25 protein-coding genes are annotated in these 25,172 nt (G+C 69.1%); 11 read left to right on the top strand and 14 right to left on the bottom strand.

Going from position 1 to position 25,172, the window contains the following annotated elements:
• Positions 1-79: 79 nt before the first annotated feature.
• On the top strand, positions 80-1,021 hold the full coding sequence (gene coaA, locus ACFUEJ_RS09025) for a type I pantothenate kinase (protein ID WP_058250729.1): 942 nt from the start codon (positions 80-82) through the stop codon (positions 1,019-1,021).
• On the opposite strand, the gene ACFUEJ_RS09030 is transcribed toward coaA, so the two are convergent.
• Together ACFUEJ_RS09030 and ACFUEJ_RS09035 are read right to left on the bottom strand one after the other, a co-directional pair.
• Complete coding sequence (locus tag ACFUEJ_RS09030) at positions 993-1,502, bottom strand: carboxymuconolactone decarboxylase family protein (protein ID WP_238995047.1); 510 nt, start codon at positions 1,500-1,502, stop codon at positions 993-995. The genes coaA and ACFUEJ_RS09030 overlap by 29 nt on opposite strands.
• Positions 1,499-2,278, bottom strand: a complete 780-nt coding sequence (locus ACFUEJ_RS09035) for an SDR family oxidoreductase (RefSeq protein WP_388028768.1) — start codon at positions 2,276-2,278, stop codon at positions 1,499-1,501. The genes ACFUEJ_RS09030 and ACFUEJ_RS09035 overlap by 4 nt, the downstream gene beginning before the upstream one ends.
• Positions 2,279-2,360: 82 nt before the next feature.
• Here ACFUEJ_RS09035 and ACFUEJ_RS09040 point away from each other — a divergent pair, with 82 nt between their 5' ends.
• On the top strand, positions 2,361-3,824 hold the full coding sequence (locus tag ACFUEJ_RS09040; RefSeq protein ID WP_388028771.1) for a PLP-dependent aminotransferase family protein: 1,464 nt from the start codon (positions 2,361-2,363) through the stop codon (positions 3,822-3,824).
• A 27-nt stretch (positions 3,825-3,851) separates the two neighbouring features.
• Here ACFUEJ_RS09040 and ACFUEJ_RS09045 read toward each other — a convergent pair whose 3' ends face one another.
• Positions 3,852-4,634, bottom strand: a complete 783-nt coding sequence (locus ACFUEJ_RS09045) for an isoprenyl transferase (RefSeq protein ID WP_058250733.1) — start codon at positions 4,632-4,634, stop codon at positions 3,852-3,854.
• Between the two features lie 114 nt (positions 4,635-4,748).
• On the opposite strand from ACFUEJ_RS09045, the gene ACFUEJ_RS09050 reads away from it, so the two are divergent.
• From ACFUEJ_RS09050 to ACFUEJ_RS09065, 4 genes are all read left to right on the top strand, one after another.
• Positions 4,749-5,417, top strand: a complete 669-nt coding sequence (locus tag ACFUEJ_RS09050; RefSeq protein WP_058250734.1) for a hemolysin III family protein — start codon at positions 4,749-4,751, stop codon at positions 5,415-5,417.
• A gap of 59 nt (positions 5,418-5,476) precedes the next feature.
• Positions 5,477-6,028, top strand: coding sequence for a hypothetical protein (locus tag ACFUEJ_RS09055; RefSeq protein WP_231742312.1), 552 nt, complete (start codon positions 5,477-5,479; stop codon positions 6,026-6,028).
• 107 nt (positions 6,029-6,135) lie between these two features.
• Positions 6,136-7,695, top strand: a complete 1,560-nt coding sequence (locus ACFUEJ_RS09060) for a PepSY domain-containing protein (protein ID WP_374193859.1) — start codon at positions 6,136-6,138, stop codon at positions 7,693-7,695.
• 115 nt (positions 7,696-7,810) lie between these two features.
• Positions 7,811-9,460, top strand: a complete 1,650-nt coding sequence (locus ACFUEJ_RS09065) for an alkaline phosphatase (protein WP_058250735.1) — start codon at positions 7,811-7,813, stop codon at positions 9,458-9,460.
• 235 nt (positions 9,461-9,695) lie between these two features.
• On the opposite strand, the gene ACFUEJ_RS09070 is transcribed toward ACFUEJ_RS09065, so the two are convergent.
• On the bottom strand, positions 9,696-10,784 hold the full coding sequence (locus tag ACFUEJ_RS09070; protein ID WP_058250736.1) for a 3-deoxy-7-phosphoheptulonate synthase: 1,089 nt from the start codon (positions 10,782-10,784) through the stop codon (positions 9,696-9,698).
• Positions 10,785-11,033: 249 nt separating this feature from the next.
• Positions 11,034-11,480, bottom strand: coding sequence for an Lrp/AsnC family transcriptional regulator (locus ACFUEJ_RS09075; RefSeq protein WP_058250893.1), 447 nt, complete (start codon positions 11,478-11,480; stop codon positions 11,034-11,036).
• Between the two features lie 97 nt (positions 11,481-11,577).
• On the opposite strand from ACFUEJ_RS09075, the gene rocD reads away from it, so the two are divergent.
• Positions 11,578-12,834: an ornithine--oxo-acid transaminase gene (gene rocD / locus ACFUEJ_RS09080; protein WP_388028777.1), complete on the top strand. Its 1,257-nt coding sequence runs from the start codon at positions 11,578-11,580 to the stop codon at positions 12,832-12,834.
• Here the strand turns inward: rocD and ACFUEJ_RS09085 are convergent.
• From ACFUEJ_RS09085 to mca, 3 genes are read right to left on the bottom strand one after another with little or no spacing between them, the layout of a single operon-like run.
• The gene (locus ACFUEJ_RS09085) at positions 12,800-13,303 is read right to left on the bottom strand and encodes a TspO/MBR family protein (protein ID WP_058250738.1); all 504 of its coding nucleotides are present in this window, start codon (positions 13,301-13,303) and stop codon (positions 12,800-12,802) included. The genes rocD and ACFUEJ_RS09085 overlap by 35 nt on opposite strands.
• Positions 13,304-13,325: 22 nt before the next feature.
• Positions 13,326-13,655, bottom strand: a complete 330-nt coding sequence (locus tag ACFUEJ_RS09090) for a hypothetical protein (protein WP_058250739.1) — start codon at positions 13,653-13,655, stop codon at positions 13,326-13,328.
• On the bottom strand, positions 13,655-14,551 hold the full coding sequence (mca, locus tag ACFUEJ_RS09095; RefSeq protein WP_055474886.1) for a mycothiol conjugate amidase Mca: 897 nt from the start codon (positions 14,549-14,551) through the stop codon (positions 13,655-13,657). The genes ACFUEJ_RS09090 and mca overlap by 1 nt, the downstream gene beginning before the upstream one ends.
• A 48-nt stretch (positions 14,552-14,599) precedes the next feature.
• On the opposite strand from mca, the gene ACFUEJ_RS09100 reads away from it, so the two are divergent.
• From ACFUEJ_RS09100 to greA, 3 genes are all read left to right on the top strand, one after another.
• Positions 14,600-15,097, top strand: coding sequence for a DUF4307 domain-containing protein (locus tag ACFUEJ_RS09100; protein ID WP_055474887.1), 498 nt, complete (start codon positions 14,600-14,602; stop codon positions 15,095-15,097).
• Positions 15,094-15,867 carry a queuosine precursor transporter gene (locus ACFUEJ_RS09105; RefSeq protein WP_058250740.1) on the top strand — a complete coding sequence of 258 codons (774 nt, stop codon included), beginning with the start codon at positions 15,094-15,096 and terminating at the stop codon, positions 15,865-15,867. Before ACFUEJ_RS09100 ends, ACFUEJ_RS09105 begins: the two co-directional genes overlap by 4 nt.
• Before the next feature lie 128 nt (positions 15,868-15,995).
• Entirely contained in the window at positions 15,996-16,487 is a 492-nt protein-coding gene (greA, locus tag ACFUEJ_RS09110; RefSeq protein WP_004020945.1) for a transcription elongation factor GreA, read from the top strand.
• Positions 16,488-16,639: 152 nt separating this feature from the next.
• Here the strand turns inward: greA and ACFUEJ_RS09115 are convergent, their stop codons facing one another.
• Entirely contained in the window at positions 16,640-17,575 is a 936-nt protein-coding gene (locus tag ACFUEJ_RS09115) for a hypothetical protein (RefSeq protein ID WP_078112087.1), read from the bottom strand.
• A gap of 208 nt (positions 17,576-17,783) precedes the next feature.
• On the opposite strand from ACFUEJ_RS09115, the gene ACFUEJ_RS09120 reads away from it, so the two are divergent.
• Positions 17,784-18,302, top strand: coding sequence for an SRPBCC family protein (locus tag ACFUEJ_RS09120; RefSeq protein ID WP_388028781.1), 519 nt, complete (start codon positions 17,784-17,786; stop codon positions 18,300-18,302).
• Between the two features lie 15 nt (positions 18,303-18,317).
• Here the strand turns inward: ACFUEJ_RS09120 and ACFUEJ_RS09125 are convergent, their stop codons facing one another.
• From ACFUEJ_RS09125 to ACFUEJ_RS09145, 5 genes are all read right to left on the bottom strand, one after another.
• Positions 18,318-19,067, bottom strand: coding sequence for a hypothetical protein (locus tag ACFUEJ_RS09125; RefSeq protein WP_065629944.1), 750 nt, complete (start codon positions 19,065-19,067; stop codon positions 18,318-18,320).
• A 222-nt stretch (positions 19,068-19,289) separates the two neighbouring features.
• Positions 19,290-20,066, bottom strand: coding sequence for a BTAD domain-containing putative transcriptional regulator (locus ACFUEJ_RS09130; RefSeq protein ID WP_388028785.1), 777 nt, complete (start codon positions 20,064-20,066; stop codon positions 19,290-19,292).
• Between the two features lie 28 nt (positions 20,067-20,094).
• Positions 20,095-21,294 (bottom strand): threonine ammonia-lyase, encoded by a 1,200-nt coding sequence (gene ilvA, locus ACFUEJ_RS09135; protein ID WP_058250748.1) that lies wholly within the window; start codon positions 21,292-21,294, stop codon positions 20,095-20,097.
• A 49-nt stretch (positions 21,295-21,343) separates the two neighbouring features.
• Positions 21,344-24,346, bottom strand: a complete 3,003-nt coding sequence (locus ACFUEJ_RS09140) for a BTAD domain-containing putative transcriptional regulator (protein ID WP_058250749.1) — start codon at positions 24,344-24,346, stop codon at positions 21,344-21,346.
• 30 nt (positions 24,347-24,376) lie between these two features.
• Positions 24,377-25,084, bottom strand: coding sequence for a PIG-L deacetylase family protein (locus ACFUEJ_RS09145; protein ID WP_058250750.1), 708 nt, complete (start codon positions 25,082-25,084; stop codon positions 24,377-24,379).
• Positions 25,085-25,172: the final 88 nt, after the last annotated feature.

Below are 25,172 nucleotides of genomic sequence, written 5' to 3' on the forward strand. Positions count from 1 at the left end.
GACGCTGTCACACGCCGCCCTAAGCTGTACGCATGATCACTCCGGGAGCAGCGGAACCGACATCGGCGGAGCTGCCCTGATGGCCCGCAACGCCACCGATCGGGATCCCAGTCTGTACCTGGAACTCGACCGGAGGCAGTGGCGCGAACTCCGCGAGTCGATGCCCCTGGTCCTCAACGAGGACGAACTGGCCGAGCTCGTCGGCCTCGGCGAGCAGATCGACCTCGACGAGGTCGCCGACGTCTATCTGCCGCTGTCTCGTCTGATCCACCTGCAAGTCGCTGCGCGGCAACGGTTGTTCGCCGCGACCTCGACCTTCCTCGGTGAGCGGCAGACCAATCGGCAGGTGCCCTTCGTCATCGGGATCGCGGGCAGTGTGGCGGTCGGGAAGTCGACGACGGCCCGCGTGCTCGCCGCCCTGCTCGCCCGCTGGGAGTCCCACCCGAAGGTGGACCTGATCACCACCGACGGTTTTCTGCTGCGCACCGCGGAGATGCAGCGTCGGGGCATTCTGCACCGCAAGGGATTTCCCGAGTCGTACGACCGCCGGGCACTGCTGCGCTTCGTCACCGAGGTGAAGTCGGGTGCGCGGGAGGTCGCCGCGCCGGTCTACTCGCACCTCGCCTACGACATCGTGCCCGACGTCTATCACTATGTGCGCCAGCCCGACATCCTCATCCTCGAGGGCCTCAACGTGCTCCAGACCGGAGCGACGCTGATGGTCTCGGACCTGTTCGACTTCTCCATCTACGTCGACGCCAAGATCGACGACATCGAATCCTGGTACATCTCGCGCTTCCTGCAGATGCGGACCACCTCGTTCGCCAACCCGGACTCGCACTTCCACGCGTACGCGTCGCTGACCGACGATCAGGCGACCGCCGCGGCCCGGGATCTGTGGACCTCGATCAACCGTCCGAATCTGATCGAGAACATCCTGCCCACCCGGCCGCGGGCGTCACTGGTGCTGCGCAAGGACTACGACCACTCCATCAACCGGGTGCGCCTGCGGAAGCTCTGACCGACGACGCGGCCCGGCGTTCGTCGAGTCCGGCCGGGTACCCGCCGGCCAGCGCGATGCGGTTCCACGCGTTGATCATCACGATCGACGCGACCAGCTGACCCATCGCGGCGGCGTCGAAATGGGCTCGTGCGGAATCGAACACGTCGTCGGGGACACCGTTCTCGCCGATCAGCGTGACGCTCTCGGTGAGAGCCAGCGCCGCCCGTTCGGCCGGGGTGAACGCCGATCCGGCCTCCCGCCACGCGGCGATCAGCATCAGTTTGTGAGGGTCGATGTCCTTGGCGAGGGCATCGGAGGTGTGCATGTGCAGGCAGTAGGCGCACCCGTTGAGTTGCGAGGCCCGGATGACGATCAGTTCGGCGAGTTCTGGGTCAACGCCGGCCGACGATGCCCGCTGCAGCGCCACGAGGGCCTTGTACACGGACGGATTGTCCTGCGGTATCCACATTCTCGTCGCGGGCCGGGCGGCGGCGCTCATCGCCGTTCCCCGGCATTCGTACTCTCGCGACCGGCCAGCCACCCGTCGAGCGTCGTCGACGTGACGACGTCGGGATCGGCGGGCACGAGTCCGCCCCCGCGGATCGCCGGCCCCCCGAACCGGACGCCGAATATCCATCGTGGTGAGCCGGTCTGCGCAGCAACCGCTTTCGCCACATCGACCAGGTCCATCTCCACCGGTCCGCTCACCTCGATCGTCCGCTTTTCGGTCGGCCCCGCGGTCACCACGTCGGCGACCGCCACGGCCACGTCGGCGACAGCGGCCGGGGCGCACCGCATCCTGGGCACCGCGGCGATCGGACCGAACCCCATCGACGACATCATCTGCTCGGCGAGCTCGAACCACTGCACCGACGCCAGGATGGTGAGTGCCGCGGGGTCGACGACCTCGCCGTAGGCGGCCTCCTGTGCCGCTTTGCCCTGGTAGTAACCGAATTTGGCGTTGACCGCCGGATCGCCGGCGTTGACGATCGACACCACGACGACGTGCGCGACGCCCGCCGTCGTCGCGGTGCGGCCGATCTTGGTCGCCGTGGTCTCGAAGAAGTCGATCGCCTCCTTCGCCTTCAGCGTCTGGAGACTGAGGCAGTCGACGACGGCGTCGGCACCGTCGAACGCCGCCGCCAGACCCGTTCCGGTGTAGGCGTCGACGCCGGTCGCCCGGCTGGCGCGCACCACCTCGTGGCCCCGCTCGACGAGCAGGTCGGCGACCCGACTTCCCAGCGCACCGCTGGCACCCACGACCACGATCTTCATCTCGTTCCTCCTCAAGGACGGACAGCTCTGTGTTGTGGGTTTAGGCTATGCCGCAATTAGCTCAAGAAAGTGGTCCAATCCAATGGCAGAAAAGCGGGTCAATTCGACGGCGGATCCCTGGGCCGAAGTGGCCGAGCGGCTGGGCGCGGACCTTTTCCTCGATCTGCAGCCCGATCCGGGCGCGGGTGCCCGCGGGCGCGGTGCCACCCTGCGCCGGGCCCTCACCGAGGCGCTGCGCTCGGCCATCCTCGACAACCGGCTGCCCGCGGGCACCGCATTGCCGCCGTACCGATCCCTCGCCGCGGACCTCGGTCTCGCTCGCGGCACCGTGTCGGCGGTCTACTCCGAACTGATCGCGGAAGGGTGGCTGACCGCGCGCCAGGGCTCGGCCACCCGGGTCGCCGACGGTGCGGCACGGCCACCGGCCATCGACGATCCCGGTGCGTCCACCGCCTTGCCGGCCCTGCGTCACGACTTCTCGCTGGGACGACCCTGCGCCGGGATGTTCCCGCGCAACGACTGGATACGCGCCACCCGACGCGCCCTGACCGAGACCCCCGACGACGCCTTCGGACCGGCGCACCCCCGCGGGCGCCTCGAGCTGCGGAACGCCCTCACCGGTTACCTGGCCCGCACGCGGGGTGTCCGCACCGCACCGGACCTGATCGTTCTCGGGACGTCGGTGCTGTCGGCACTGGAGTTGTTGGCGCGCACGGTGATCGGTGGTGTCGTCGCGGTCGAGAGCCACGGTCTGCCCTTCCACCGGCATGCCCTCGAGCGCGGCGGCGCGCGGGTCGTACCGGTGCGCATCGACGCCGACGGCATGGTCATCGACGAGCTCGAACGCACCGGGGCGGCCTCGGTCGTGCTGACCCCCAGCCACCAGTTCCCCACGGGTGTCGCCCTTTCGCCGGCGCGCCGGATGCAGGTCGTCGACTGGGCGCGGCGGACCGGCGCGGTCATCGTGGAGGACGACTACGACGGCGAGTTCCGCTACGATCGCGAACCGGTCGGCGCGTTGCAGGCGCTCGGTCCCGACGTCGTCGTCCACACCGGTTCGTTGAGCAAGAGCCTGTCGCCGGCGGTACGCGCGGGCTGGCTGGCCACTCCCGCCCATCTGGTCGAACCGGTGTTGCGCGGCAAGGGGTTCCGTGAGGCCGACGCGAGCATCGTCGACCAGCTCACGCTGGCCGAGCTGATCGGTTCCGGAGCCTACGACCGGCACATCCGGCGCAGCCGTCAGGCCTACCGGACCCGACGCGACGCGTTGGTGGCGGCCCTGGCCGGGATCGGACTGGAACTCCCCGGCATCGCCGCCGGACTGCACGCGTTGATCCCCGTCGACCATGCCGACGAGGGAACCATCGTCCACCGGGCCTACGAACGCGGAATCGCGGTGACCGGACAGTCCCTGTTCCGGCATCCCGACGCCGACCCGCTGCCCTCCGGCGGGATCGGCGTCGGCTTCGGCACTCCCGCGGCGTCGACCTTCGGCGCCGATCTCACCGCATTGACCGGGCTCCTGGCCGACTCCGCCGCACGCTGAACCCGGCGCGGATCGACACCGGCGGAGTCACTTGCCGAACCGCCGGCTCCGCGCGGAGTAGTCGCGCAAGGCGCGCAGGAAGTCCACCCGACGGAACTCCGGCCAGTAGGCGTCGGTGAACCAGATCTCCGAATAGGCGCTCTGCCACAACAGGAATCCCGACAGCCGCTGCTCTCCGGAGGTCCGGATCACGAGATCCGGGTCGGGCTGACCCTTGGTGTAGAGATTGGCGTCGATCGCCTCCACGGTGACCGCATCCACCATCTCGGCCGCAGTCGCCCCGGCGGTCACCTTCTCCTCCAGGAGTGCGCGAACCGCGTCCACGATCTCCTGGCGCCCGCCGTATCCGACGGCGACGTTGACGTTCATCCCCTGCCGTTCGGCGGTGCGGTCGGCGGCCGCCCGCAGACGTCCGGCCACCGGCTCGGGCAGTGCGTCGAGGGTGCCGACGATGCGGATCCGCCACTCGCCCTCGGACGCGGAGATCTCGTCGACGATGTCCGGCACGATCTCGAGGAGTGCGTCGAGCTCGTCCGACGACCGGTTGAGGTTCTCGGCCGACAACAGGTAGATCGTGACGGCTTCGATGCCCAGGCCGGCGCACCAGCCGAGCATGTCCGCGATGCGCTGGGCACCCACGCGATGTCCGTGGCTGACGTCCTCGAAACCAGCCTCACGCGCCCACCGCCGGTTGCCGTCGCAGATGATCGCCACGTGACGCGGCAGGCGCTCGGTGTCGAGGAGCTGGATGAGCCGCCGTTCGTAGACGGAGAGAACGGGTCGTCGAAGCCGGTCCGGCAGGAGCTTCATCCTCGCGTCGTTCCCGCGTCGTGTCGGCCTCGTGTCACGCAGGACACCTTACGCGTCGCATCGCGCCTTGCCGGTGACGCTGTGGACGCGCGAAGTTACGGTACCGTAGGTTCGGTGAGCACGTTGCTGAACCCGCCGGCTGACGTCCGCCCACGACTGCGCGGGGTCATCCACCACTACTCCGCCTATGTGGCCGCGGTCGCGGGGCTGGCCCTGGTGATCGGCGCGGCCACGGTCGGCGACCCCGTCGCCGTCGTCCCGTGTGCCGTCTACGCGGTCACCGTGCTCGGACTCTTCGCGATCAGCGCCGGCTACCACCGGATTCCGTGGAAGACCGCCCGCGCGCGGACCCGGATGAAACGTGCCGACCACGCGATGATCTTCCTGTTCATCGCCGTCACCTACACGCCGTTCTGCGCCCTCGGGCTTCCCTCGCCGACCAGTTGGTGGGTCCTCGGCATCGTCTGGGCCGGCGCAGCCGCCGGTGCGACCCTCAAGATCGCGTGGCCCGGCGCACCCCGCTGGCTCGGGGTCACCCTCTACATCGTGCTGGGCTGGGTGATCGTGGCCGTCGCCCCGGCGCTCGTCGGCGAGACCGGTCTGCCCGTTCTGATCCTGCTCGCGCTCGGCGGTGTCTTCTACAGCGTCGGTGGCGTCCTCTATGCGGCACGCTGGCCCGACCCCTGGCCGGAGACCTTCGGTCATCACGAGGTGTTCCATGCATGCACCGCAGTCGCGGCCCTGCTGCACTACGTCGCCGCCTGGCTCCTGGTGTTGGGCTGACCTGCCCGTTCGCTGACCGCGCGCGGTTCGGGCATGACCGCCGTCGCTATGCTCCTTCCGTGAACCCGGACGTGCGCGCCCTCCACCGCCTTCGCGGTGGGGTCGTCGGCGCGCTGTCGGCGAGCACCGCGGTGGCCGCGCACGGGCTCGCGGCCGGTTCTCTCCCCGCCACCTCATCTCTGGTGTTCATGATCGCGGCGTGCACCGTACTCGGCTGGACGATCGGCGCGACGGCCCGTCGTCGTCCCGGGTGGCTCGGCACGATCGGGCTCCTCGCGGCCGGACAGGTGCTCGCACACGTGTCCCTCACCGCGCTCGATGCCTCGTCGGCGCACCACGCCGGTGTGAGTGCGCTTGCACACGCGCCGAGCGGGACCATGCTGTTCGTCCACGCGGTGGCGACTCTGCTCACCGCCGCCGCCATCCACGTCGTCGAACCCGCCCTGCTCAGCGTCCTGACCGCGGTCGTCGCTCTCATCCGGGCCGTCCTCGACCCGCCCGCTGACGACGCGATCCTGCGCGCCCCGCGGGCGACCCACGACGACGCGCGGCCCCGCCTGCGCGCCATCGCCGCTCTCGACACCCGCGGACCCCCGGCCCTCACGCGCTGATTCCCTACTCCGCCGACCCGTCACCCGACGGGCCGGTCGGTGCGCGTCTGCCATCCCGCCTGACCGCGGTCGATGCCGCGCGCCGTCTTCCGCATGAGAGGCCCACCGTGTCCCTGTCGAACCTGTCCCGCCCCGGTGAACCCACCGGGCCGCCCGACCCCCGTCCCAAAACATCCGACGACAACCCCACTCCACCAGCCGCCGCACCAGACCGGCGGGTGACCCCGAACAGCTGGCAACCTCTGCTGCGCCGCTTGCACTTCTACGCAGGCATCTTCATCGCGCCGTTCCTGATCGTTGCGGCGGTCAGTGGCGGGCTCTACGCGATCTCCCCGTCGCTGGAACAGGTCGTCTACCGCGATCAACTCTCCACCGACAGCACCGGCGACGCACGTCCGATCTCCGAACAGGTCGAGGCGGCGGCCCGGCTCCGCCCGGACCTCACCCTGTCCGCGGTGCGCCCGGCCGCCGAGGCCGGCGACACGACCCGCGTCCTGTTCGACGATCCCTCCCTCGGGGCGTCGAAGCGCCAGGCCGTGTTCATCGATCCGGTGACCCTGGAATCGACCGGAGAGCTGGTGTCCTACGGCAGCAGCGCGGCGTTGCCGATGCGCACCTGGATCAGCGAACTGCACCGTCACCTCCATCTCGGCGAGCCCGGCCGGATCTACAGCGAGCTCGCCGCCTCCTGGCTGTGGGTCATCGCCGTGGCCGGCCTCACGCTGTGGATCTCCGCGTATCGCGCGCGCCGAAAACGACGCGCCGCCGACCTGGTCGCCTTCGACCGATCGGCGACCGGACGCAACCGCACCCGCAACCGGCACGGCGTGATCGGCGTCTGGATCGCGGTGGGGTTGGTGTTCTTGTCGGCCACCGGTCTGACTTGGTCGAAGTACGCCGGTGAGCACGTCTCCGATGTGCGCACGGCGCTGAGCTGGACGACCCCGACGGTCGACACCTCGCTGTCCGGATCGACGTCCGGATCGGACGGGCTGGGTGATCACAGCGGGCACGGCGATCACGGCGGCGCGGGTCACGAGCAGCACGTTCCGGAAGCGTCCGGGCAGACGATCGCGCAGCTCGACCGGGTGCTGGGCACCGCTCGGGCCGCCGGTGTGGACGGCCAGGTGGAGGTCTCGATCCCGACCGATGCGGACACCGCCTTCACCATCGCCGAGACCAGGCAGCCCTGGCAGTTCGCCCAGGACACCGTCACCGTGAACGGCGCGACCGGTGCCGTTGTCGACGAACTGCGGTTCGCCGACTGGCCGCTCGCCGCGAAACTCACGACCTGGGGCATCGCACTGCACATGGGCATCCTGTTCGGCTGGGTGAGCCAGCTGGTTCTCCTGCTCCTGGCGATCGCGCTCGTGGTGTTGATCGTCCGCGGCTATCAGATGTGGTGGCAACGGCGGCCGAAGCGTGGCGGCGCGGTCGCGGTGGGTCGCCCGCCGGCACGGGGTGCACTGCGTCGGGTGCCGGTGGCCGGCGCGGTCGCGATCGTGGTGGTGGCCGCGGTGGTGGGCTGGTTCGTGCCGTTGCTCGGACTCAGCCTGCTCGGGTTCCTCGTGGTCGACGCCGCACTCGGAATCCGCGCCCGTCGCAAGCGAGTCGGCGTCGTGACCGACGCCGAGAGCGAGTCGAGCGGGTTGATCGACTCGCGGTAGCCCGTCGGGCAGGCGGCGGGGACGTACGCGTGGAGGTCGGAGACTTCACCTCCGCATCATGTCCCCGCCGTCTGCAGGTGGAGCCCAGGTCAGGTGATCCTGGTCGGCTGAGGCCATGCGGGGAAACCCGGCCGACGCATCACCGGCCCTTCTCACACCGTCGACCATCCGTTGTCATCCCGACCTCACGCTCCGCGGCGGCACTTCCCGACGCCGCTTCCTCACCTGGTCGGCACTCGTCGCCGGTCTCGCGTTCACGCCCGGCCTCCTCGGCGGCACCTCGCCGGCCCTACCCACACCGGCTCACCCCGCCGGCGTGTTCGGACTCGGGGTGGCGTCCGGTGACCCCCTCCCCGACGGCGTTGTGCTGTGGACGCGATTGTCGCGCAACCCGTTCGCGCCCGGTGGCGGCATGGGACCACGCCCGGTGCGAGTCGACTGGGAGATCGCCGCCAACGAATCCATGACCCGCATCGTGCGTCGGGGTACGGTCCACGCCACCGCGGAATGGGGGCACAGCGTGCACGTCGATGTCCGCGGTCTCGCGCCCGCCGCCGACTACTTCTATCGGTTCCGGGCACTCGGCGAGGTCTCGACGGTCGGCCGGACCCGAACGGCACCAGCACCTTTCGCACGCGTCGAGAAGATGACGGTCGCCGTCGCGTCCTGCCAGAACTGGTCCGACGGCTACTACCATGCGTACGCCGACCTGGCGGCGCATGCACCCGACGTGGTGCTCCACCTCGGTGACTACATCTACGAGAAGCCGATCCCGGTTCATGGTGGTGCGAGACCCGATGCGGTGCTTCCTCTCTCGGCAACACGGGAAGCAGTCGACCTCGACGACTACCGCGAGCGCTACGCGCTGTACAAGTCCGACCCCGACCTCCAACTCGCCCACGCGATGGCACCGTTCGTGATCACCTTCGACGATCATGAGGTCGACAACAACTGGGCCGCAGCGATTCCCGAGGACCACACCCCACTCACCGCGTTCGCGCTGCGTCGCGCCCGCGCGCTGCGCGCCTGGTGGGAGAACACGCCGGTGCGGGTGGCGGCCCGACCGAACGGAACCGTCATCCGCGCGCATCGGCGGCTCGGTTTCGGCGATCTCGTCGACCTCACCCTCCTCGACACCCGCAGTCACCGCAGCGATCAGGCCAACGGGGACAACGACACCGGGCAGAACGCGCGCACCGCGGACGTCTCCCGCACCATCCTCGGCGCCGAACAGGAACGATGGGTGCTCGACGGTTTCGCCTCGTCCCGGCACCGGTGGAACGTCCTCGCCCAGCAGGTACCGATGGCCGACCTCGCCCGAACCGTCGGCTCGACCCGGGCGGTCAGCATGGACGGGTGGAGCGGCTACGAGGCCTCGCGCTCCCGCATCCTCGGCGGCGCCGCCGACCGGGGCGTGCGCAATCTGGTGTCCCTCGCCGGCGACATCCATCGCAGCGTGGTCGCCGACCTCCGGACCTCCTACACCGATGAATCGCTCACGCGCGGCGTCGAATTGGCCGCGACGTCGATCACCTCCGGCGGGGACGGGGAGGACAGCGACGACGGCGACCGCCGCCTCAAGGAAGCGTCACCCCACGTCCGGTTCGGCAACTCGCAACGCGGCTACCTGCTCAACCGGATCCACTCCGATCGGTGGGAGGCCGAGTTCCGCGTGGCGCCGTCGGTACGGTCGCCCCGCGGAACACTGCGTCGTCGAGCACTGATCACGATCCCGGACTCGACGTCTGAGGTCGACGTCGTCTGACCCGAGCGAAGCGTCTCCCATCGTTCCCCGGTCCGAAAGAAGCACACAACCCACTGATCCCTGAGGTGCGAGGAGCGCAAGCGACGAGCCACGAAGGGCCTGGTGAGACACGTTGCTACACCCTTCGTGGCTCGCTTCGCTCGCACCTCAGGGAGCATGAGATTCGGACGCTCACGAGTGTTCTTTCATGGTCCACGACGGCCGCCGAGCCGCAGATACTGAGGCGAGGGAAGGGTCAGCCCCGCGCGAGCGCCGCCAGGACCTGGGCGCTGGCCTCCCAGCCCATGCACTTGTCGGTGACGGACTTGCCGTACACCAGCGGGGTGGCCTCGGTCGACTGCGCGCCGGGCTCGAGGAAGCTCTCCAGCATCACGCCGCTGACGTTCGAGGGCTCACCGGCCTCGCGCGCCGCCCGGAGTCGCGTCGCGATCTCGGTGGCGACCTCCGCCTGACGGACATGATCCTTGCCCGAATTGGCGTGCGAACAGTCGATCATGACCCGGGCGGGCAGGCCGGCCGCGGCGAGCGCCTCGGCGGCCGCCGACACCGACTCCGCGTCGAAGTTCGGGCCGCGCGTGCCGCCGCGCAGGATGATGTGGCAGTCCTCGTTGCCCGCGGTCTCCACCACGGCACCGTTGCCGAAGTCGTCGACTCCGAAGAAGACGTGTTCGGCCGCAGCGGCTTTCACGCCGTCGATGGCGACCTGGACGTTGCCGTCGGTGCCGTTCTTGAAGCCGATCGGCATCGACAGGCCCGACGCCAGCTGCCGGTGGACCTGGGACTCGGTGGTGCGGGCGCCGATGGCACCCCACGCGACCGCGTCGGCGATGTACTGCGGGCTGGTCGGTTCGAGGAACTCACATCCGACGGGCAGACCGAGGTCGATGATGTCGAGCAGCAACGACCGGGCGGTGCGCAGGCCACGCTCGACATCGAAGGTGTTGTCCATCCCGGGGTCGTTGATCAGGCCCTTCCACCCCACGGTGGTGCGCGGCTTCTCGAAGTAGACGCGCATCACGATCTTGAGTCGCTCGGAGTAGGCATCGGCCAGCGGCGCGAGGCGCCGGGCGTAGTCGATGGCGGCGATCGGATCGTGGACCGAACAGGGCCCGACGATGACGAGCAGCCGGTCATCGCGGCCGGCGAGGATGTCGGCGATCTCGTCCCGGTCGCGCTGGACGGCGACGGCTCGTCGTGCCGAGAGGGGCAATTCGCTGCGCACGGTGTCGGGCGACGGGATCGGACGGAACGCCCGGATGCGGCGGTCGGAGGTCGATTCGGCGTTGTCGTCGGATCGGATCGGGAGGTCCGGCAAGGTGGTCACGTTGTGTGCCTTTCGAGGTCATGCCCGTGTCGTTGTGGTGACGAGGCATGCCCTGGGTGTGGTCGGAGCCCCGCTCAAATGACAAGAGCAGCGACCGTGGGGTCGCTGCTCGGGCTCCGGGTGTGTCGTGCGCGCGTCAGGTCAACGCATCATCGTGGCCCCACCCGGAGCCTCGATAAAGCGCCAATACGCGCGCACGGTGCTGATCACGGCGACCACACTAGCACAACGGTTTCGACACCCCGATTCTCACGGGTGCCCCCGGTCGATCAGCTCGCTGAGCACGAGGATCGACTCTGATCGATCCACCGGGCCGGCCCGCCGGATGCGTTCGAGCGCCTGCTCGAGGTGCCGTACGTCGCGGGCCATCACGCGCAGGACGGCGTCGGCCTGACCTGTGACCGTCGCCGCACCCACCACCTCCGGTATGGGCTCCCACGCCGCCTTCAACTCGTCGGGCGAGATGTTGCCCCGGCAGTACACCAACACGTATGCCTCGGTGGTCCACTGCATCGCGTGCGGGTCGACGACCGCGGTGAAACCCCGGATGACGCCGTCGGCGACCAGGCGGTCGACGCGTCGTTTCACCGCGGGGGCCGACAACCCCACCTGCTGCCCGATCTGCTGGTAGGTCGCCCGGGCGTCCCGGGTGAGGTGCGCGAGCACCCTCTCGTCGAGGTCGTCCAGTGTCCGCAACAGACCGCTCCCCTTTGCTTCCATACCGGCGATCCGTTGCGTTCAGACGCAATCGACGTCGATTGTTTGCACCAGACCTCGACGATACCCTCGATTCATGACGATGACGAGCCCCGGCACCGGCACCCACACCAGCGCGGGCGCACCGCTCGGCGTCGTCGAACCTCATGTGGCGCACAACTATTCGCCGATCCCGGTGACCGCGGCCACCGCCGAGGGGGCCTGGATCACCGACATCGACGGCCGTCGACACCTCGACTGTCTCGGGGCCTATTCCGCGGTCAATTTCGGCCACCGCCATCCACGCATCGTCGCCGCCGCACTCGATCAGCTGGCGCGGGTCACCCTCACCAGCCGCGCATTTCGGTCCGATCGACTCGAACCGTTCTGCGCCGCACTGGCTTCCCTGTGCGGCAAGGACATGGTCCTGCCGATGAACACAGGTGCGGAGGCGGTCGAATCCGGGATCAAGGTCGCCCGCAAGTGGGGTGACGACGTCAAAGGCGTACCCGACGGCCGCGCCACGATCGTGGTGGCCTCCGGGAACTTCCACGGCCGCACGACGACGATCGTCTCGTTCAGCGACGACCCCGAGGCGCGCGCCGGATTCGGCCCCTACACACCGGGATTCGTTCGTGTCCCGTTCGGCGACCTGGCTGCCCTCGATGCCGCGATCGACGAGAACACGGTGGCCGTCCTGCTCGAACCCGTCCAAGGCGAAGCCGGCGTCGTCGTGCCTCCCGACGATTACCTGCCCGGCACGCGGGCCCTCTGCTCCGAACGCGGCGTGCTGTTCATCGCCGACGAGATCCAGTCCGGTCTGGGCCGCACCGGTAGGACCTTCGCAGTAGAGCACTGGGGCGTCGAACCCGACGTCTACCTGCTGGGGAAGGCACTCGGCGGCGGGCTCCTACCGGTGTCGGCGGTGGTTGCCGACCACGACGTCCTCGGCGTGCTGCATCCCGGTCAGCACGGATCGACCTTCGGCGGTAACCCGCTCGCCGCAGCCGTCGGTCACACCGTCGTCGACATGCTCGCCGACGGGACCTGGCAACGACGGGCGGCGGAACTGGGCGATCATCTGCACGCCCGACTGCGCGACTTCGTCGGGAACGGGGTGGTGGCGGTGCGCGGCCTCGGCCTGTGGGCAGGGATCGATCTCGACCCCGCGCTCGGCACCGGCAAGGACTTCTGTCTGCGGCTGTCCGAACGCAATGTCCTCGCCAAGGACACCCACGGCTCGACGCTGCGACTCGCACCACCGCTCGTGGTCACGGAATCCGAGATCGACTGGGCGATGGACCGATTCGCCGCGACGCTCAGGCAGGCGCCGGTGACCGCCGACCACGATTGAGCCACCAGGCGCTCGTCGAGAGCACGGTGGCGAACGCGCACCACGCCGGGTAGGCGGCGAGCGCGGCACCTGCCGTCCGGTTCGTCCGTGCGGTGCGCCGGGCGAGGTCGGCGCTGCTCACGGTGAGCGCCGCCGCCGCGACCGACGCGGTTCCGAGGGCGCCCCGGCCGAAGTAGATCCAGCTCCACCCGCCGTTGAGCACGAGGTTGGCGCCGAGCGCCGCGAGATACCGCTGACGTTGTTCGTGGTCGCCGTCGTCGGCCAGGTCGTCGAGGGTGACTGCCGAGGTCACCGCGAGGTCGGCGTAGAGCGAGGTCCAGGCGAGCGGGAACGCCCAGTTCGGTGGTACGAAGGACGGTTTCGCCAGCTTCGGATACCAGGTCTCGACCGCCGGCTTGGTGACCACACTGCCGATGGCTGCCGCCGCAGCGGTCGCGAGTGACGTCCCGATCAGAGTGGAGATGCGCATGACTCCACTTCTACGCCTCGACTCAGGTGTCGGCGGGCCGCCGGTCGTCGGTGCCCGCGGCACTGGTGGCACCCGGGGTCCCGGGCGGGTTCGGTGCGACCGCGTCCGAACCGGCCGGGCCCGGCGAATCGGTTCCCTCGTCGAAGGCCTGGTCGGCCTCCGGGTGTTCGGCGTCGAAGGACGCGGGCAGCTTCTTCAGCTGCCGGTTCATCGACCAGATGAGGAACGCGGTCCCGACGAGCAGCAACAGGATCACGAGCAGGCCCAGCGGTGAGGCCTTGCCGAACTCCGGCCCCTGGGGTTCCTGCGCCAGGACCATCAGGGTGTCGTTCACGACTGTGCTGGTGCCCATCACGCCTCGATCCCGGCGAAGAGATCGGTCTCCGGCAACGCGGTCTTGACCCGGGTCCGGGCGAGCTCGAACTCCTCCGTCGGCCACAGGCGTTGTTGCCACTCCAGCGGCACCGCGAAGAACACCCCGTTCGGATCGATCTGCGTGGCGTGGGCGCGCAGCGCGTCGTCACGCTGCGGGAAGTACTTGGAGCACTCGACCTGGGTCGTCACACGTCCCATCAGATCGCCACGGCTCGGGTCCCACTTGCTGAGCCACTCGGCGAACGGACTCTCCTGGCCGTGCCGCGCGAACTCGTCGGAGAACAGGACCATCCGGTCCCGGATGAACCCGTGGGTGTAGTAGAGCTTCGACACCGTCCACGGTTCGCCGGCGTCCGGGAACGCGTCCGGATCGCCGGACTGCTCGTACGCCGCGACCGACACCTCATGGCAGCGGATGTGATCGGGATGCGGATATCCGCCGTGCTCGTCGTAGGTGACGATCACGTGCGGGCGGAACTCGCGGACCACGCGCACCAAGGCCTCGGTGGCCTCGTCGAGCGGCACCGAGGCGAAGGAACCCTCCGGAACAGGCGGGAGCGGGTCGCCCTCGGGGAGGCCCGAGTCGACGAAGCCGAGCCATGTCTGTCGGACGCCGAGCGCCTCGGCGGCCTTGGCCATCTCCTCGCGACGGACCTCGGTCATCCGCTCTTTGATGCCCGGGCGGTCCATCGCCGGATTCAGGATGTCGCCACGCTCACCGCCGGTGAGTGTGACGACGAGCACTTCGTTGCCCTCGGCCGCATACTTCGCGGTCGTGGCGGCACCCTTGCTCGACTCGTCGTCTGGGTGCGCGTGCACCGCCATCAGCCGGAACACACCCGACTTGGGGTCGCCGACGTGGGATTCGGTCACAGTTCCTCACCTTCGGATCGCTACTCCTCCCATGGTAGGTATTGACGCGTGAACAGTTCGGACGGGGGCGCCGCAGACGCCGGTGACGCGCCGCGCGCGACACCCGACACCTTGCGACCGCACAGCGGTCCGCGCGCCACCTATCCGGAGCGTTCGGAGACCGCCTCTGGGCGTCGTCGCTGGTTCATCGCCCTGTCGATCCTGGTCGTCGCGGCCGGCGTGACCCTCGCCGTCATCGGCTACAGCAAGTTCTCGTCGGCGGACGTGACCGGTGAGGCCACCGGCTACGAGATCATCGACGGCTCGACCGTCGCGGTGCAGTTCACCGTCGAGCGTTCCGATCCGAGCCGGGCGGCTGCCTGTGTGGTGCGCGGCCGCTCCCGCGACGGCGGCGAGACCGGGCGTCGCGAGATCCTGATCCCCGCGGACTCCGCAGAACGGATCGGCGTCCGCACCGAGGTCACGACGTCGAAACCACCGGTCATCGGCGAGGTCTTCGGGTGCACCCTTGACGTGCCGGCCTACCTGAAGCCGTCGGCCTCGTGACCGCCGCGTCCACCGGCAGCGAGCTGCCGTCGCCGCGCGCCGCCTTCGCCTCCATCGGCAGCCGCTACTTCCCCCTTCTGGTCGCCGTCTTCGTCGGCGTCATGCTCATCAGCAACGTCACCGGCACCAAGGGCGTCGTCCTGTTCGACGAATGGCTGCAGGTCGATCTCGGGCCGATCCAGATGGACGGCCTGGTGACCGACGGCGCCTTCTTCCTGTTCCCGCTCGCGTACGTGCTGGGCGACGTGATCAGCGAGGTCTACGGGTTCCGTGCCATGCGCCGGACGATCCTCGCCGGGTTCGCGGTCCTGATTCTCGCGTCGTTGTGTTTCTGGTTGACCATTCACCTCCCGGCCGCTGAATTCTATGAAGGCCAGGCGGCTTTCGAGACGGTTGCCGGAGTCGTCCCACAATTCCTGCTAGCCGGATTGGCCGGTTATGTCGTGGGCGAATTCCTCAATTCCTTCGTCCTGGTCAAAATGAAGGAACGCGCCGGGGAAAATCGTCTCTGGGCGCGCCTGCTGGGTTCGACGATTGTCGGCCAGTTGGCCGACACCATCGTCTTCTGTTCGATCGCCGCCACCGCCCTGGGTATCTCGACCTGGGGAGATTTCGTCAATTACACGATCGTCGGATTCGTCTGGAAAACACTTGTTGAGGTCATCCTCATGCCTGTGACGTATTTCGTTGTGGGATGGCTGAAACGGATGGAACCGACGTATCAGGACGCTCTCGGCGCGCTGTCGCGCGGCAGTACCGATGTGCCATAGGTCTCACCACCTGGTACCCTGAACGGATACACGGCTCCGCGAGGGGTCGTGTTGCTGCATTTTCAGCAGTCCATATGCCCCTGGTGTAAACGGTCGCCCGGGGCGCGGACAACACAAAGGAGTGACCGATGACCGACACCCAGGTGACCTGGCTGACCCAAGAGTCGCATGACCGCCTCAAGAGCGAGCTCGATTCGTTGATCGCCAACCGTCCGGTCATCGCCGCCGAGATCAACGAGCGTCGCGAAGAAGGCGACCTCAAGGAGAACGGTGGCTACCACGCCGCTCGCGAGGAGCAGGGCCAGCAGGAAGCGCGTATCCGCCAGCTGCAGGAACTGCTGAACAACGCGAAGGTCGGCGAGGCGCCGACCCAGTCCGGCGTCGCACTGCCCGGTTCCGTCGTGACCGTCTACTACGACGGTGACGAGAAGGACACCGAGACGTTCCTCATCGCCACCCGCGAGGAGAGCGGCCAGGGCGGCCTGGAGACCTACTCCCCGAGCTCCCCGCTCGGTGCCGCCCTCATCGACGCCAAGGTCGGCGAGACCCGCGAGTACTCCGTGCCCAGCGGTGCCACCATCAAGGTGACCCTGGTCAGCGCGGAGCCCTACCACGGCTGATCGGACGACGAACACAACCCGGGACGGCATGACCGTCCCGGGTTTCGTGTTTTCAGGGTGCCCGTGAACTACCGCCGGTCGCGCGACCGGCGAACCTCGACTCGACTCCTGGACTTCGATCGAAGTCCAGGAGTCGAGTTGGGGTTCATCGGTCAAGCCGCGGTCAGCTTGTCCAACCACGGCCGGAGCATATCGGCGAGCTCGCCGCGTTGGAGCGTTCCCCACGTCCACCGGATCACCATGATCCCCTGTGCGCGCAGCGCATCCTCCCGACGCTTCTCCCGGATGAGTGCATCGCGCGGGCTCTCAACCTGGCGCAACAGTCGGCCGTACTTCTGTAGTCCGTCGAACTCACCGACAAGTGTTCCGTCCCAGTCGAAGTCGGTCCGCGCGTCTCCGGCGCCCGTCTCAAACGTGTGCTGCAGTCGCGGAGTCGGCAACCCGGCCTCGATCATCTGCGCCCGGCTCCACGACTCCCCGACACTCTCCGACGCACCGTCCGCATGCGCAAGGGCACGACGCGCGGTCCCCGCACCGCGCCAACGGTTCCGCGACGCGAGGATACGGGTCACCGTGGCGATGTCGGCGCCGGACGCCAGCGCGCGATCGAACACGACCAGCGCTTGGGCGAAGTCACCGGACATCGCAACATCTACAGCGGTTCGCTCACGAGACGTGACCCTGATTCCGCCGATGTCGACCACCTCGTCGGGCGCCACCGGCCCGGCATGGACGATCCGTAACCCGTGCCCGAACCCGCCCACCTTCGACTTCTTCGTCAGATGCACGACCTCGCGTTCCGGGTGCAGCAGCGGCAGCTGGTGAACGGCTGCCGCCGAGTCGTGACTCAGGATCGACGCGTCACAGTCTCGAACAGACGTCGCGACCGCGATCGATCTGAGTCGGTACAGACGGTCACCCGGGTCCTCGGCGGACGCCTCGTCGGCCGCCAGTGCGCAGACCCCCGGGGCAAGACGAATCAGTTCGCCGCGCCGTACGGCGGCTGTCACAGCGTCGTCGTTGATGCCGAGTCGCAGCGTTGCCGTGCGGCGAATCAGCCCGTACCTGTCGGTGGGGAAAGAGGTCATGACACTAGGACGCACCAGGGCCGCTGGCGGATCCATTTTGCGAGGGTCGTGCACCCCACGACCGGCGAACCTCGACTCGACTCCTGGACTTCGATCGAAGTCCAGGAGTCGAGTTGAAGTGCACCGGTAGACCTGAACAGGAGGCCGACCCTGTTTCGACCACGCTCGCCCGAGGCTCGACCCGGAAGACCGTGCTTCAATGTGACCCATGGCACGTTCCCATGAGCTGGAGTCCTTCGATCTCGACTTCTTCGACGATGCGCCGGTGCGGCACGTCATCGACGTGCGCCTGCCGGTCACGCCGGAGCGCGCGTGGGCCGAGTTCACCCGTCAGCACACGCTGGACTGGTGCCGCGCGATCAAGAAGATCGAGTTCGTCTCACCGCCGCCGTACGGTGTGGGAACGCAACGCCGCGCGGTCCTCGGTCCCGGCTACGTGACCCTCGACGAGGACTTCTTCGACTGGACCGAGGACCCGGCGAACGGTCACTACCGCAACGGTTTCCGGGTCCTGAGGGCGAACGTACCCGGCATCCGACGCTTCGGTGAGGCGACCGAGATCCTGCCCGCCGACGTGGGCTGCCGACTCAGGTGGACCTTCGCGCTCGAGTTGCCCACCTCGTCCCGTGTGGTCACCGCGTTCTCCGGTCCCGCGTCGTCGACGGTCTACAAGACCATCGAGGCCGACACCCTCAAGCATTTCGCGAACCTCGAACCTGCGAAGTGAGCCGCCGGCCGGTTGTCAGGCCACCACCGCGACCGCCGCCGACGTTCGACCCGTCGTCGGCACAGGCGAGGCAGTCAGCGTGCCCCGGCCCAGGTCATCGGCGAGACGCATCAGCACGCGAACCGATGGAGACGCTTGTGTGCTCCCCGTCCACGCAGGCTCGATCGCCACGGTGAACACGTCCACGTCGACGACCGCCGGGCGTCGCCCGTCGATCTCTGCGGAGCGGCAGAGCTTCCGGTCGCGGGTCAGCACGTGCAGCCTGATCATGTCCACGACGGGCGGCGAATTCTCCCCACCGAGTGTTGTTCGCCACCAGCACAAGCCGTCGATCCCGACGTCGCGATTGTCGAGACCCGGACATCTCTTCGATGGTCGATGGCGTCCGGCGGACCTCTCGAACAAGGCGAGACCGGCGCTACCCAATGTTGGTAGGACGCGGGTGTCCACACCGCCACCCCCGGCGGTGGCTTCCTCGTTCCGCACGCCTGTGATCAGCTCGACTGCCGGGGCAGTGACCCAGTGCACCGGCGCGTCGGCGAGATTCAACACCGTCACCGCGAGCGACGAAGACCACCAGTTGATGAGGCTGAGGAGTCCGTCCGCCTTCTCGAGGACGGCCTCCCGGTCGGCGTACTCGTCCGGATCGAGATGCAGCGAGCCCTCGTCCGCATCATTGAGATCTTCGGCCAGCAGACTCGCTTCGGCCTCGAGTTCGTCCAGCCGCCGGTAGGCCTTCCGTCGTTGCTCGTGAACGTCATCCATGAGCTCGTGACGGACGCGGTGAGCAATCCGTGGTGTCCAGGCCGCCTCTGCGGAGTGTGTGCGTCGTCCCATGGCAGGCAACGTAATCCGCCCTGCCCTCGCAGCCGCACCGAGAATCCACAGCACAGACGCTCATCCACAGAACTCCTCGTGTCAGCCGCGTCGAATACACGTCGGTCGCCCGTGGACGTTCCTCGGGAGCGTTCTGCGGAACACTCCGCCTCAACGACAGCACCACGTAAGCCGACGCAAGCCCGACGACAGGCTACGGCGCACAGTTGTCGGCATGACAACGACAACCACTCCCCGGCCACCCGGGTCCGTCCCCAGCTCGGTCGACAGTCGCCGTCGGAGCCGGTCGAACACCACGAGCGCGTCGGCGGCGCGGCCTTCTCCGCCGAGCGCCCGCATCAGGGCGGTGTGTGCCGGTTCGTCGAACGGGTCTCGCGCGCAGCGCTGTTCGGCGATGGATCGCGCGGTCGCGAAGTCACCTTCGGCGAGCGCGGCCGTCAGCTGCGCACCGTCGAGCGCGTCCTGGGTACGTCGAATGCGTGCGGACAGTGTCGCCGTCACCGGGGACCCGTCCCCGAGATCGTCTCCGGGCACGCCGCGCCACCACTGCCGGGCCCGGTCGTGGGCATCCCGGCCGCCTTCGGCGAGCAGCGTGTCGACCACGTCGAGGTCGGTGCGGCTGTTGCGCAGTCGATAACCGTTCTCGGTGCCCTCCAGAACCCCCTCGGGCAGGAGCTTGCGCAGCCGGGACACCTGGGTGTGCAACGCACTGTGCGGCGAACGCGGCGGATCGTCGGCCCAGACGTGGTCGATGAGGCGGTCCGCCGAGATCACGCGCCCGTCGGCGAGGGCGAGCGACACGAGCAGGCGTCGGGCCCGCAGCCCCGGCACCGCGACGAGCCGATCGGGGCTCTCGGCGCCCACCGGGCACGCGCCGACCGCGATCGGGCCCAGCACACCGATCAGGGCGGGTCCGTCGGCAGCCACCCAGACAGGTTAGCGCCGACGTTCGCCCTCAGTCCCGCAGGAACCCCGCGTCGGCGAGGGCCCGCCGGACGTCGTGCTGGTGGTCGTGTCCGCGGGTCTCGACACTGACGGTCACCTGCACCTCGCCGAGATACAAATCGTCGGCGACGCGGGAATGGACGACGTCGAGCACACTCGCGCCGAGGTCGCGGAGCAGTTCCAGCAGTGCGACCAGTCCACCGGGCCGGTCGGAGACGGTCGCGGTCACGGTCAGGAATCGTCCGGCGGCGGTCAGGCCGTGGGTCGTCACATGGCGCAGCAGCAGCGGGTCGATGTTGCCGCCGGACAACACGACGCACACGGTCCCGGACAGCGCGAGCCGACCGCTCACCGCCGCCGCCACCGCCGCGGCCCCGGCAGGCTCGACCACCAGCTTCGCCCGCTCCAGCATGAGCAGCAGCGCGGTGCTCAACTCTTCCTCGCTGACCGTGACGATCCGGTCGACGAACTCGGAGACGTGCGCGAACGGGACCTTCCCGGGTGTCGCGACGGCGATGCCGTCGGCCATGGTGTTCATCGCCGCGACCGGCGTCGGTCGCTCCTCGGCGAGTGATGTCGGCCAGGCCGCGGCCTGCGCCGCCTGCACGCCGATCACCTCGACCTCCGGTCGTCGCAGACGCGCCGCCGCGGCGACGCCGGCGAGCAGCCCACCGCCGCCGAGTGGCACGAGAATCGTTGACACGTCCGGGATCTGCTCCAGGATCTCGACGCCGACCGTCGACTGTCCGGCAACGATGTCGAGATGATCGAACGGGTGGATCAGAGCCGCGCCCGTCGTACCGGCATGACGCTGCGCCTCGACGAGCGCCTCGTCGACGGTCGATCCGGCGAGCACCACCTCTGCGCCATAGGCTTTCGTCGCGGCGATCTTCGGCAGCGCGGCTCCGACCGGCATGTAGACCCGTGAGGCGATCCCCAGTTCCGATGCCGCCCAGGCGACTCCCTGCGCATGATTGCCCGCACTGGCCGCGACGACCCCACGGGCACGTTCCCCCGCCGACAACCGCGAGATACGCAGGTACGCGCCGCGTGGCTTGAAAGATCCGGTGCGTTGCAGGTTCTCGCACTTGAGCCACACCTGCGCACCGCTCCGCTCGGACACCACCCGCGACGCGATCGTCGGGGTCCGCCGGATCACGGACGCAAGCTCGTCGGTCGCGCGGTCGACGTCGTCGGCAGTCAGCAGCATGCGACCAGTATCGGCCATCTCCGCCCTGCAGGAGCCACCCGAGGAGACGTCATCGCGCCGCCGAGCTCCCGCGGTCGTCCGATGACGTCGACTCCCTGATCTCTCGGAGTTCGCGCATCGCCCGGTCGAGCACGACTTCGGTGTCGGCGTGGACCGTGTTGTCGGCGTGCACCAGGTCCCCGAAAGCACGGTCCGCGGCACCTCTGCGTGTGTCGAAGGCCGCGGCGGGGTCGAGATCGGCACACTCGACGAGCAGGTCGGCCACGTCGATCCGGCCCCGGACGCGCAGCAGTGCGGCGGCGTCGCGCGCCGTGGTCCACAGCTGCGTCGGCTGACCGCTGTCGCGCCATGCCCCGAGCAGGACGACGTAGGCCTCCGCGGCACGCGCTACATCGCCGACGCGGACGAGACACGCCGCCGCGCCGACACGAGCGACCCCGACGATGAACGTCGCCCCGACGCCGGCGGCCCGTTCGTGGGCGCGTTCGTAGAGGGCGAGCGCGCTGGACGGGTCGTGCGCGGACAGCAGCTCGCCGTGGACGTAGTCGAGGAAGGCGTGCTGCGACGGCCCCGCCGACGGGTCCAGCGTCGACCGGGCCTCGGCCAACAGCCGGGCAGCCCCGCTCGAGTCACCGGAGTACGACGCGGCGAGCGCCGCAGACGCGAGGAACGCCGACCCCAGGGACGGGTGTGTGCCGCAGCGGGTCCATTCCCGTACCGCCACCGCGAAGTCGCCACGGAAGTGCGCGACCGCCGCCCTGGCCGCCCGCGCGCCGACCAACGCGGGCGCATCCGGATCCGGTGGTGCCCCGGAGGCATCGGGACGTAGGGCGGAGGTCGCGAAGTCGACGGCGAGGTCGAACTCGCCGACGAGCCGCGCGGCCTCGGCCGCCGCGGACAGCATCTCGGCGCGATCGGGATGACCATCGAGCCACGCCGAACGCGCCGATTCGACGGCCCACGTCCACAATTCGTTGAGGTTGCGCCATGTGCTGATCAGCGACAGCGATGTCGTGATCGCCACGAGTACGTCGACGCGTCCGCGCGCCAGTGCCAGGTCCCGCGCCGACCGCAGGTTGTCCATCTCGGCATGGAGACGCTCATTCGCCTCGAACTCCGCGACGCCGAGCCACTCGTCGCCGATGTCCCGCACCGTTGCGACACATTCGTCGAGGAACCGGTCCTCGGCCGCGGCGAGCACGCCCGCACGGTCGAGGTGATCAAGCAGATGGGTGCGGATGAGATGCACGAGACGGTATCTGCCGCCCGACGCGTCGGCGACGAGCAACGAGCTGTCGATCAGACGGTGCAGGGTCTCCACCGGGTCGAGCCCGCCGTCACCTCGCGTGCCGATGCCCGCTGCGCCGACGACCTCCGCTTCGACGCTCAGTGCGACGGATTCGAACGTGCGCAGCGACACACCGCCGGGAAACGGTGCGAGGGCGGCGAGTACGGCTTGATCGACCACGCTCAGCCGTCGGAATGACATGTCGATGCTGCTGCGGAGCGTCAGCCGCCGCTGGTCGTCGGCTCCGGTTCCCGTCGCGAGATCGAGTGCACCATCGAGCATTCGGGCCACGGCCGACATCGGCATCACGGCGGCCTGACGCGCCGCCAGCTCGATGCCGAGCGGGAGCCCGTCGACACGGCGCACGACGTCGACGAGGTCCGTGAGCTCACGACTCGACACCGCGAAGGTCGGATTGCGTCGCAGCGCGTGCTCGACGAACGCGCGCACTGCAGGCTGCCGAACGACCGCGTCGACGTCGTCGACGCGGGTGGGAAAGGTCAGGGGCTGCAGACGCAGGACGTACTCGGCGGAGAGTGAGAGCACGACTCGGGAGGTGGCCAGGATCCGCACTGCAGGAGCCAGTTCGACGATCGCCGCGACCAATTCGCGGCAGGACGACAACACATGTTCGCAGTTGTCGAGGACGAGCAGGAGCGACCCGTCGACGGCGCGCGCGATCGCGTCCACGGAAGCACCCACCCCGACCTCGAGACCCAGGGTGGACACCACCGACGGGAGGACGCGGTCGGCTCGCGCGACCGCGGCGAGGTTGACGACGGCAACGCCGTACCCGGGGAACACCGCGGGGTCGGCGGCGACGTCGAGCGCGAGACTGGTCTTGCCGACGCCGCCCGTACCGGTCAGGGTCACGACCCGATGCGCCGACAACAGCCGGATGATCTCGGCGCGTTCTCGCTCCCTCCCCACCAGAGGCCCGGCCGGCGCAGCAGGTCGACGCCGCGACGTCACGCCGGGCCCCGGATTCGTCTCGGCCTGCCCGTATTCGGAGCCCGCCGCCACCCGCTGCTCGAGCGACGCGAGGGCCGGGCTCGGATCGAGACCCGTCCGCTCGCGCAACCGGTCGCGGAACTCCATCGCGACCGCCATCGCGTCGCCGACACGCCCGTCGGCGGCGAGTGCGCGGATGAGCAGTCGTGCCGAACTCTCGCGGAGCGGCGCGGACGCGACACCGGCCCTCGCTGTCGCGGTCGCGCTCGGGTCGCGGCACTCCACCAGCGCTTCGACGTGGGTGTCGGCGAGCCGATTGTGGAGGTCCTCCAACGCAACGCGTTCGGTGTCCAGGTCCGGGATGCCGGCGAACTCGCCGAGCGGCTCGCCGCGCCAGAGTTCGCGGGCCCGGACGGTCAGACGGAGACGCTCGGCGGGATCGGGCGTGTCGGCGGCGGATGCGAGCAGGTCGCGCACGATCGTCACATCGACGACGGACACCCGGAGCCGGTAGCCGTCGGGGCGTCGTTCCAACAGATCGGCGTGTCGGCCGAGATGGCGTCGCAGCCGGGACACCAGATTGTGCAGTGCGGCAATCGGTTCCCGCGGCAGATCGTCGCCCCACAGCGCGTCGACGAGCCGCCCGATACCCATGCCGTGCCGGCCGGCGACGGTCAACAGCGCGAGCAGGGCGCGTCGTCGTTCCCCGGGGACCGCGACCTCGGCACCGTCGACCCGCAACCTCAGTGCACCCAGCAGGCCGACCTCGACCGCGGGCGACACGTGCCCGTCTTCGGTTTCGCGCACCACCATCCCGATCGTCGCTCTCTGTTCTCCGACGGCCTATGCAGGATGAGCGTAGGTCTCCACCGACACCCATGTTCGATATCGCTCGAGGCCGATCGCCGCGGCCAGGTCCGCGGTCTGCGAGCGCTGAGCCAGCAGGGCTCGCACCTTACGGTCCAGTTCGGCCCCGTCGAGATCGATTCGCAACGCGACCATCTCCTTCGGACACTGGCGCGGCCCGCCCAGCGCCCACATGTCGAACTCACGGGCGAGGTCGAACTCGATCCCCCGCCCGGTGCCCACCGGGTGAAGGATTCGCGGGCAGGTCGACGAACGGTCGACGGCGAGGCGGACCCACCGGTTGACGGTGCGGTGGTCGGGGTGCCCGGTCACGCCGTCGGGACCGAAGGTCAGGACGGTGTCGGGTGACACGTCGTCGAGGAGGGCGGTGATGCGTCCGACCGGGCCGCTCTCGTCGATCGCCGCCAGTGAACCGTCGGGTAGGTCCAACCAGTGGTGCTCCTGGATGCCGAGCTCGATAAAAGCCTTCTCAAGCTCGCCGGTCCGGACCAGGGCGAGCTCCGAACGCTCTGCGGCGGTGGCATTCTCGTCGGCCGCTTCGCCGCGGGTCGCGGTCACGCACACCACGCGCCCACCCGCGTCGCGGACGGCGGCCATCACGCCGCCGGCGAGGTAGGTCTCGTCATCGGGGTGAGCCCAGATGGACATCACGGTGCCCAGGTCGCTGATCTGTGTTGTTCTCATGCGTCGACGGTCTCCGAGCCCGCTGTCACGGGGCTGTCACCATCGGCTCACCGCCCAGCGGGTCACGGTCCGGTCATGACAGCGCCGC

It is taken from the genome of Gordonia sp. NPDC057258, assembly GCF_042668985.1.
GTDB classification, from domain to species: Bacteria; Actinomycetota; Actinomycetes; order Mycobacteriales; family Mycobacteriaceae; genus Gordonia; species Gordonia hongkongensis.

Coding starts and splice junctions, on each gene's coding strand:
- coaA (WP_058250729.1), top strand. CDS start 80: ATGGCCCGCAACGCCACCGATCGGGATCCCAGTCTGTACCTGGAACTC.
- ACFUEJ_RS09030 (WP_238995047.1), bottom strand. CDS start 1,502: ATGAGCGCCGCCGCCCGGCCCGCGACGAGAATGTGGATACCGCAGGAC.
- ACFUEJ_RS09035 (WP_388028768.1), bottom strand. CDS start 2,278: ATGAAGATCGTGGTCGTGGGTGCCAGCGGTGCGCTGGGAAGTCGGGTC.
- ACFUEJ_RS09040 (WP_388028771.1), top strand. CDS start 2,361: ATGGCAGAAAAGCGGGTCAATTCGACGGCGGATCCCTGGGCCGAAGTG.
- ACFUEJ_RS09045 (WP_058250733.1), bottom strand. CDS start 4,634: ATGAAGCTCCTGCCGGACCGGCTTCGACGACCCGTTCTCTCCGTCTAC.
- ACFUEJ_RS09065 (WP_058250735.1), top strand. CDS start 7,811: ATGCGGGGAAACCCGGCCGACGCATCACCGGCCCTTCTCACACCGTCG.
- rocD (WP_388028777.1), top strand. CDS start 11,578: ATGACGATGACGAGCCCCGGCACCGGCACCCACACCAGCGCGGGCGCA.
- ACFUEJ_RS09085 (WP_058250738.1), bottom strand. CDS start 13,303: ATGCGCATCTCCACTCTGATCGGGACGTCACTCGCGACCGCTGCGGCG.
- ACFUEJ_RS09090 (WP_058250739.1), bottom strand. CDS start 13,655: ATGGGCACCAGCACAGTCGTGAACGACACCCTGATGGTCCTGGCGCAG.
- greA (WP_004020945.1), top strand. CDS start 15,996: ATGACCGACACCCAGGTGACCTGGCTGACCCAAGAGTCGCATGACCGC.
- ACFUEJ_RS09115 (WP_078112087.1), bottom strand. CDS start 17,575: ATGACCTCTTTCCCCACCGACAGGTACGGGCTGATTCGCCGCACGGCA.
- ACFUEJ_RS09120 (WP_388028781.1), top strand. CDS start 17,784: ATGGCACGTTCCCATGAGCTGGAGTCCTTCGATCTCGACTTCTTCGAC.
- ACFUEJ_RS09125 (WP_065629944.1), bottom strand. CDS start 19,067: ATGGATGACGTTCACGAGCAACGACGGAAGGCCTACCGGCGGCTGGAC.
- ilvA (WP_058250748.1), bottom strand. CDS start 21,294: ATGCTGCTGACTGCCGACGACGTCGACCGCGCGACCGACGAGCTTGCG.
- ACFUEJ_RS09140 (WP_058250749.1), bottom strand. CDS start 24,346: ATGGTGGTGCGCGAAACCGAAGACGGGCACGTGTCGCCCGCGGTCGAG.
- ACFUEJ_RS09145 (WP_058250750.1), bottom strand. CDS start 25,084: ATGAGAACAACACAGATCAGCGACCTGGGCACCGTGATGTCCATCTGG.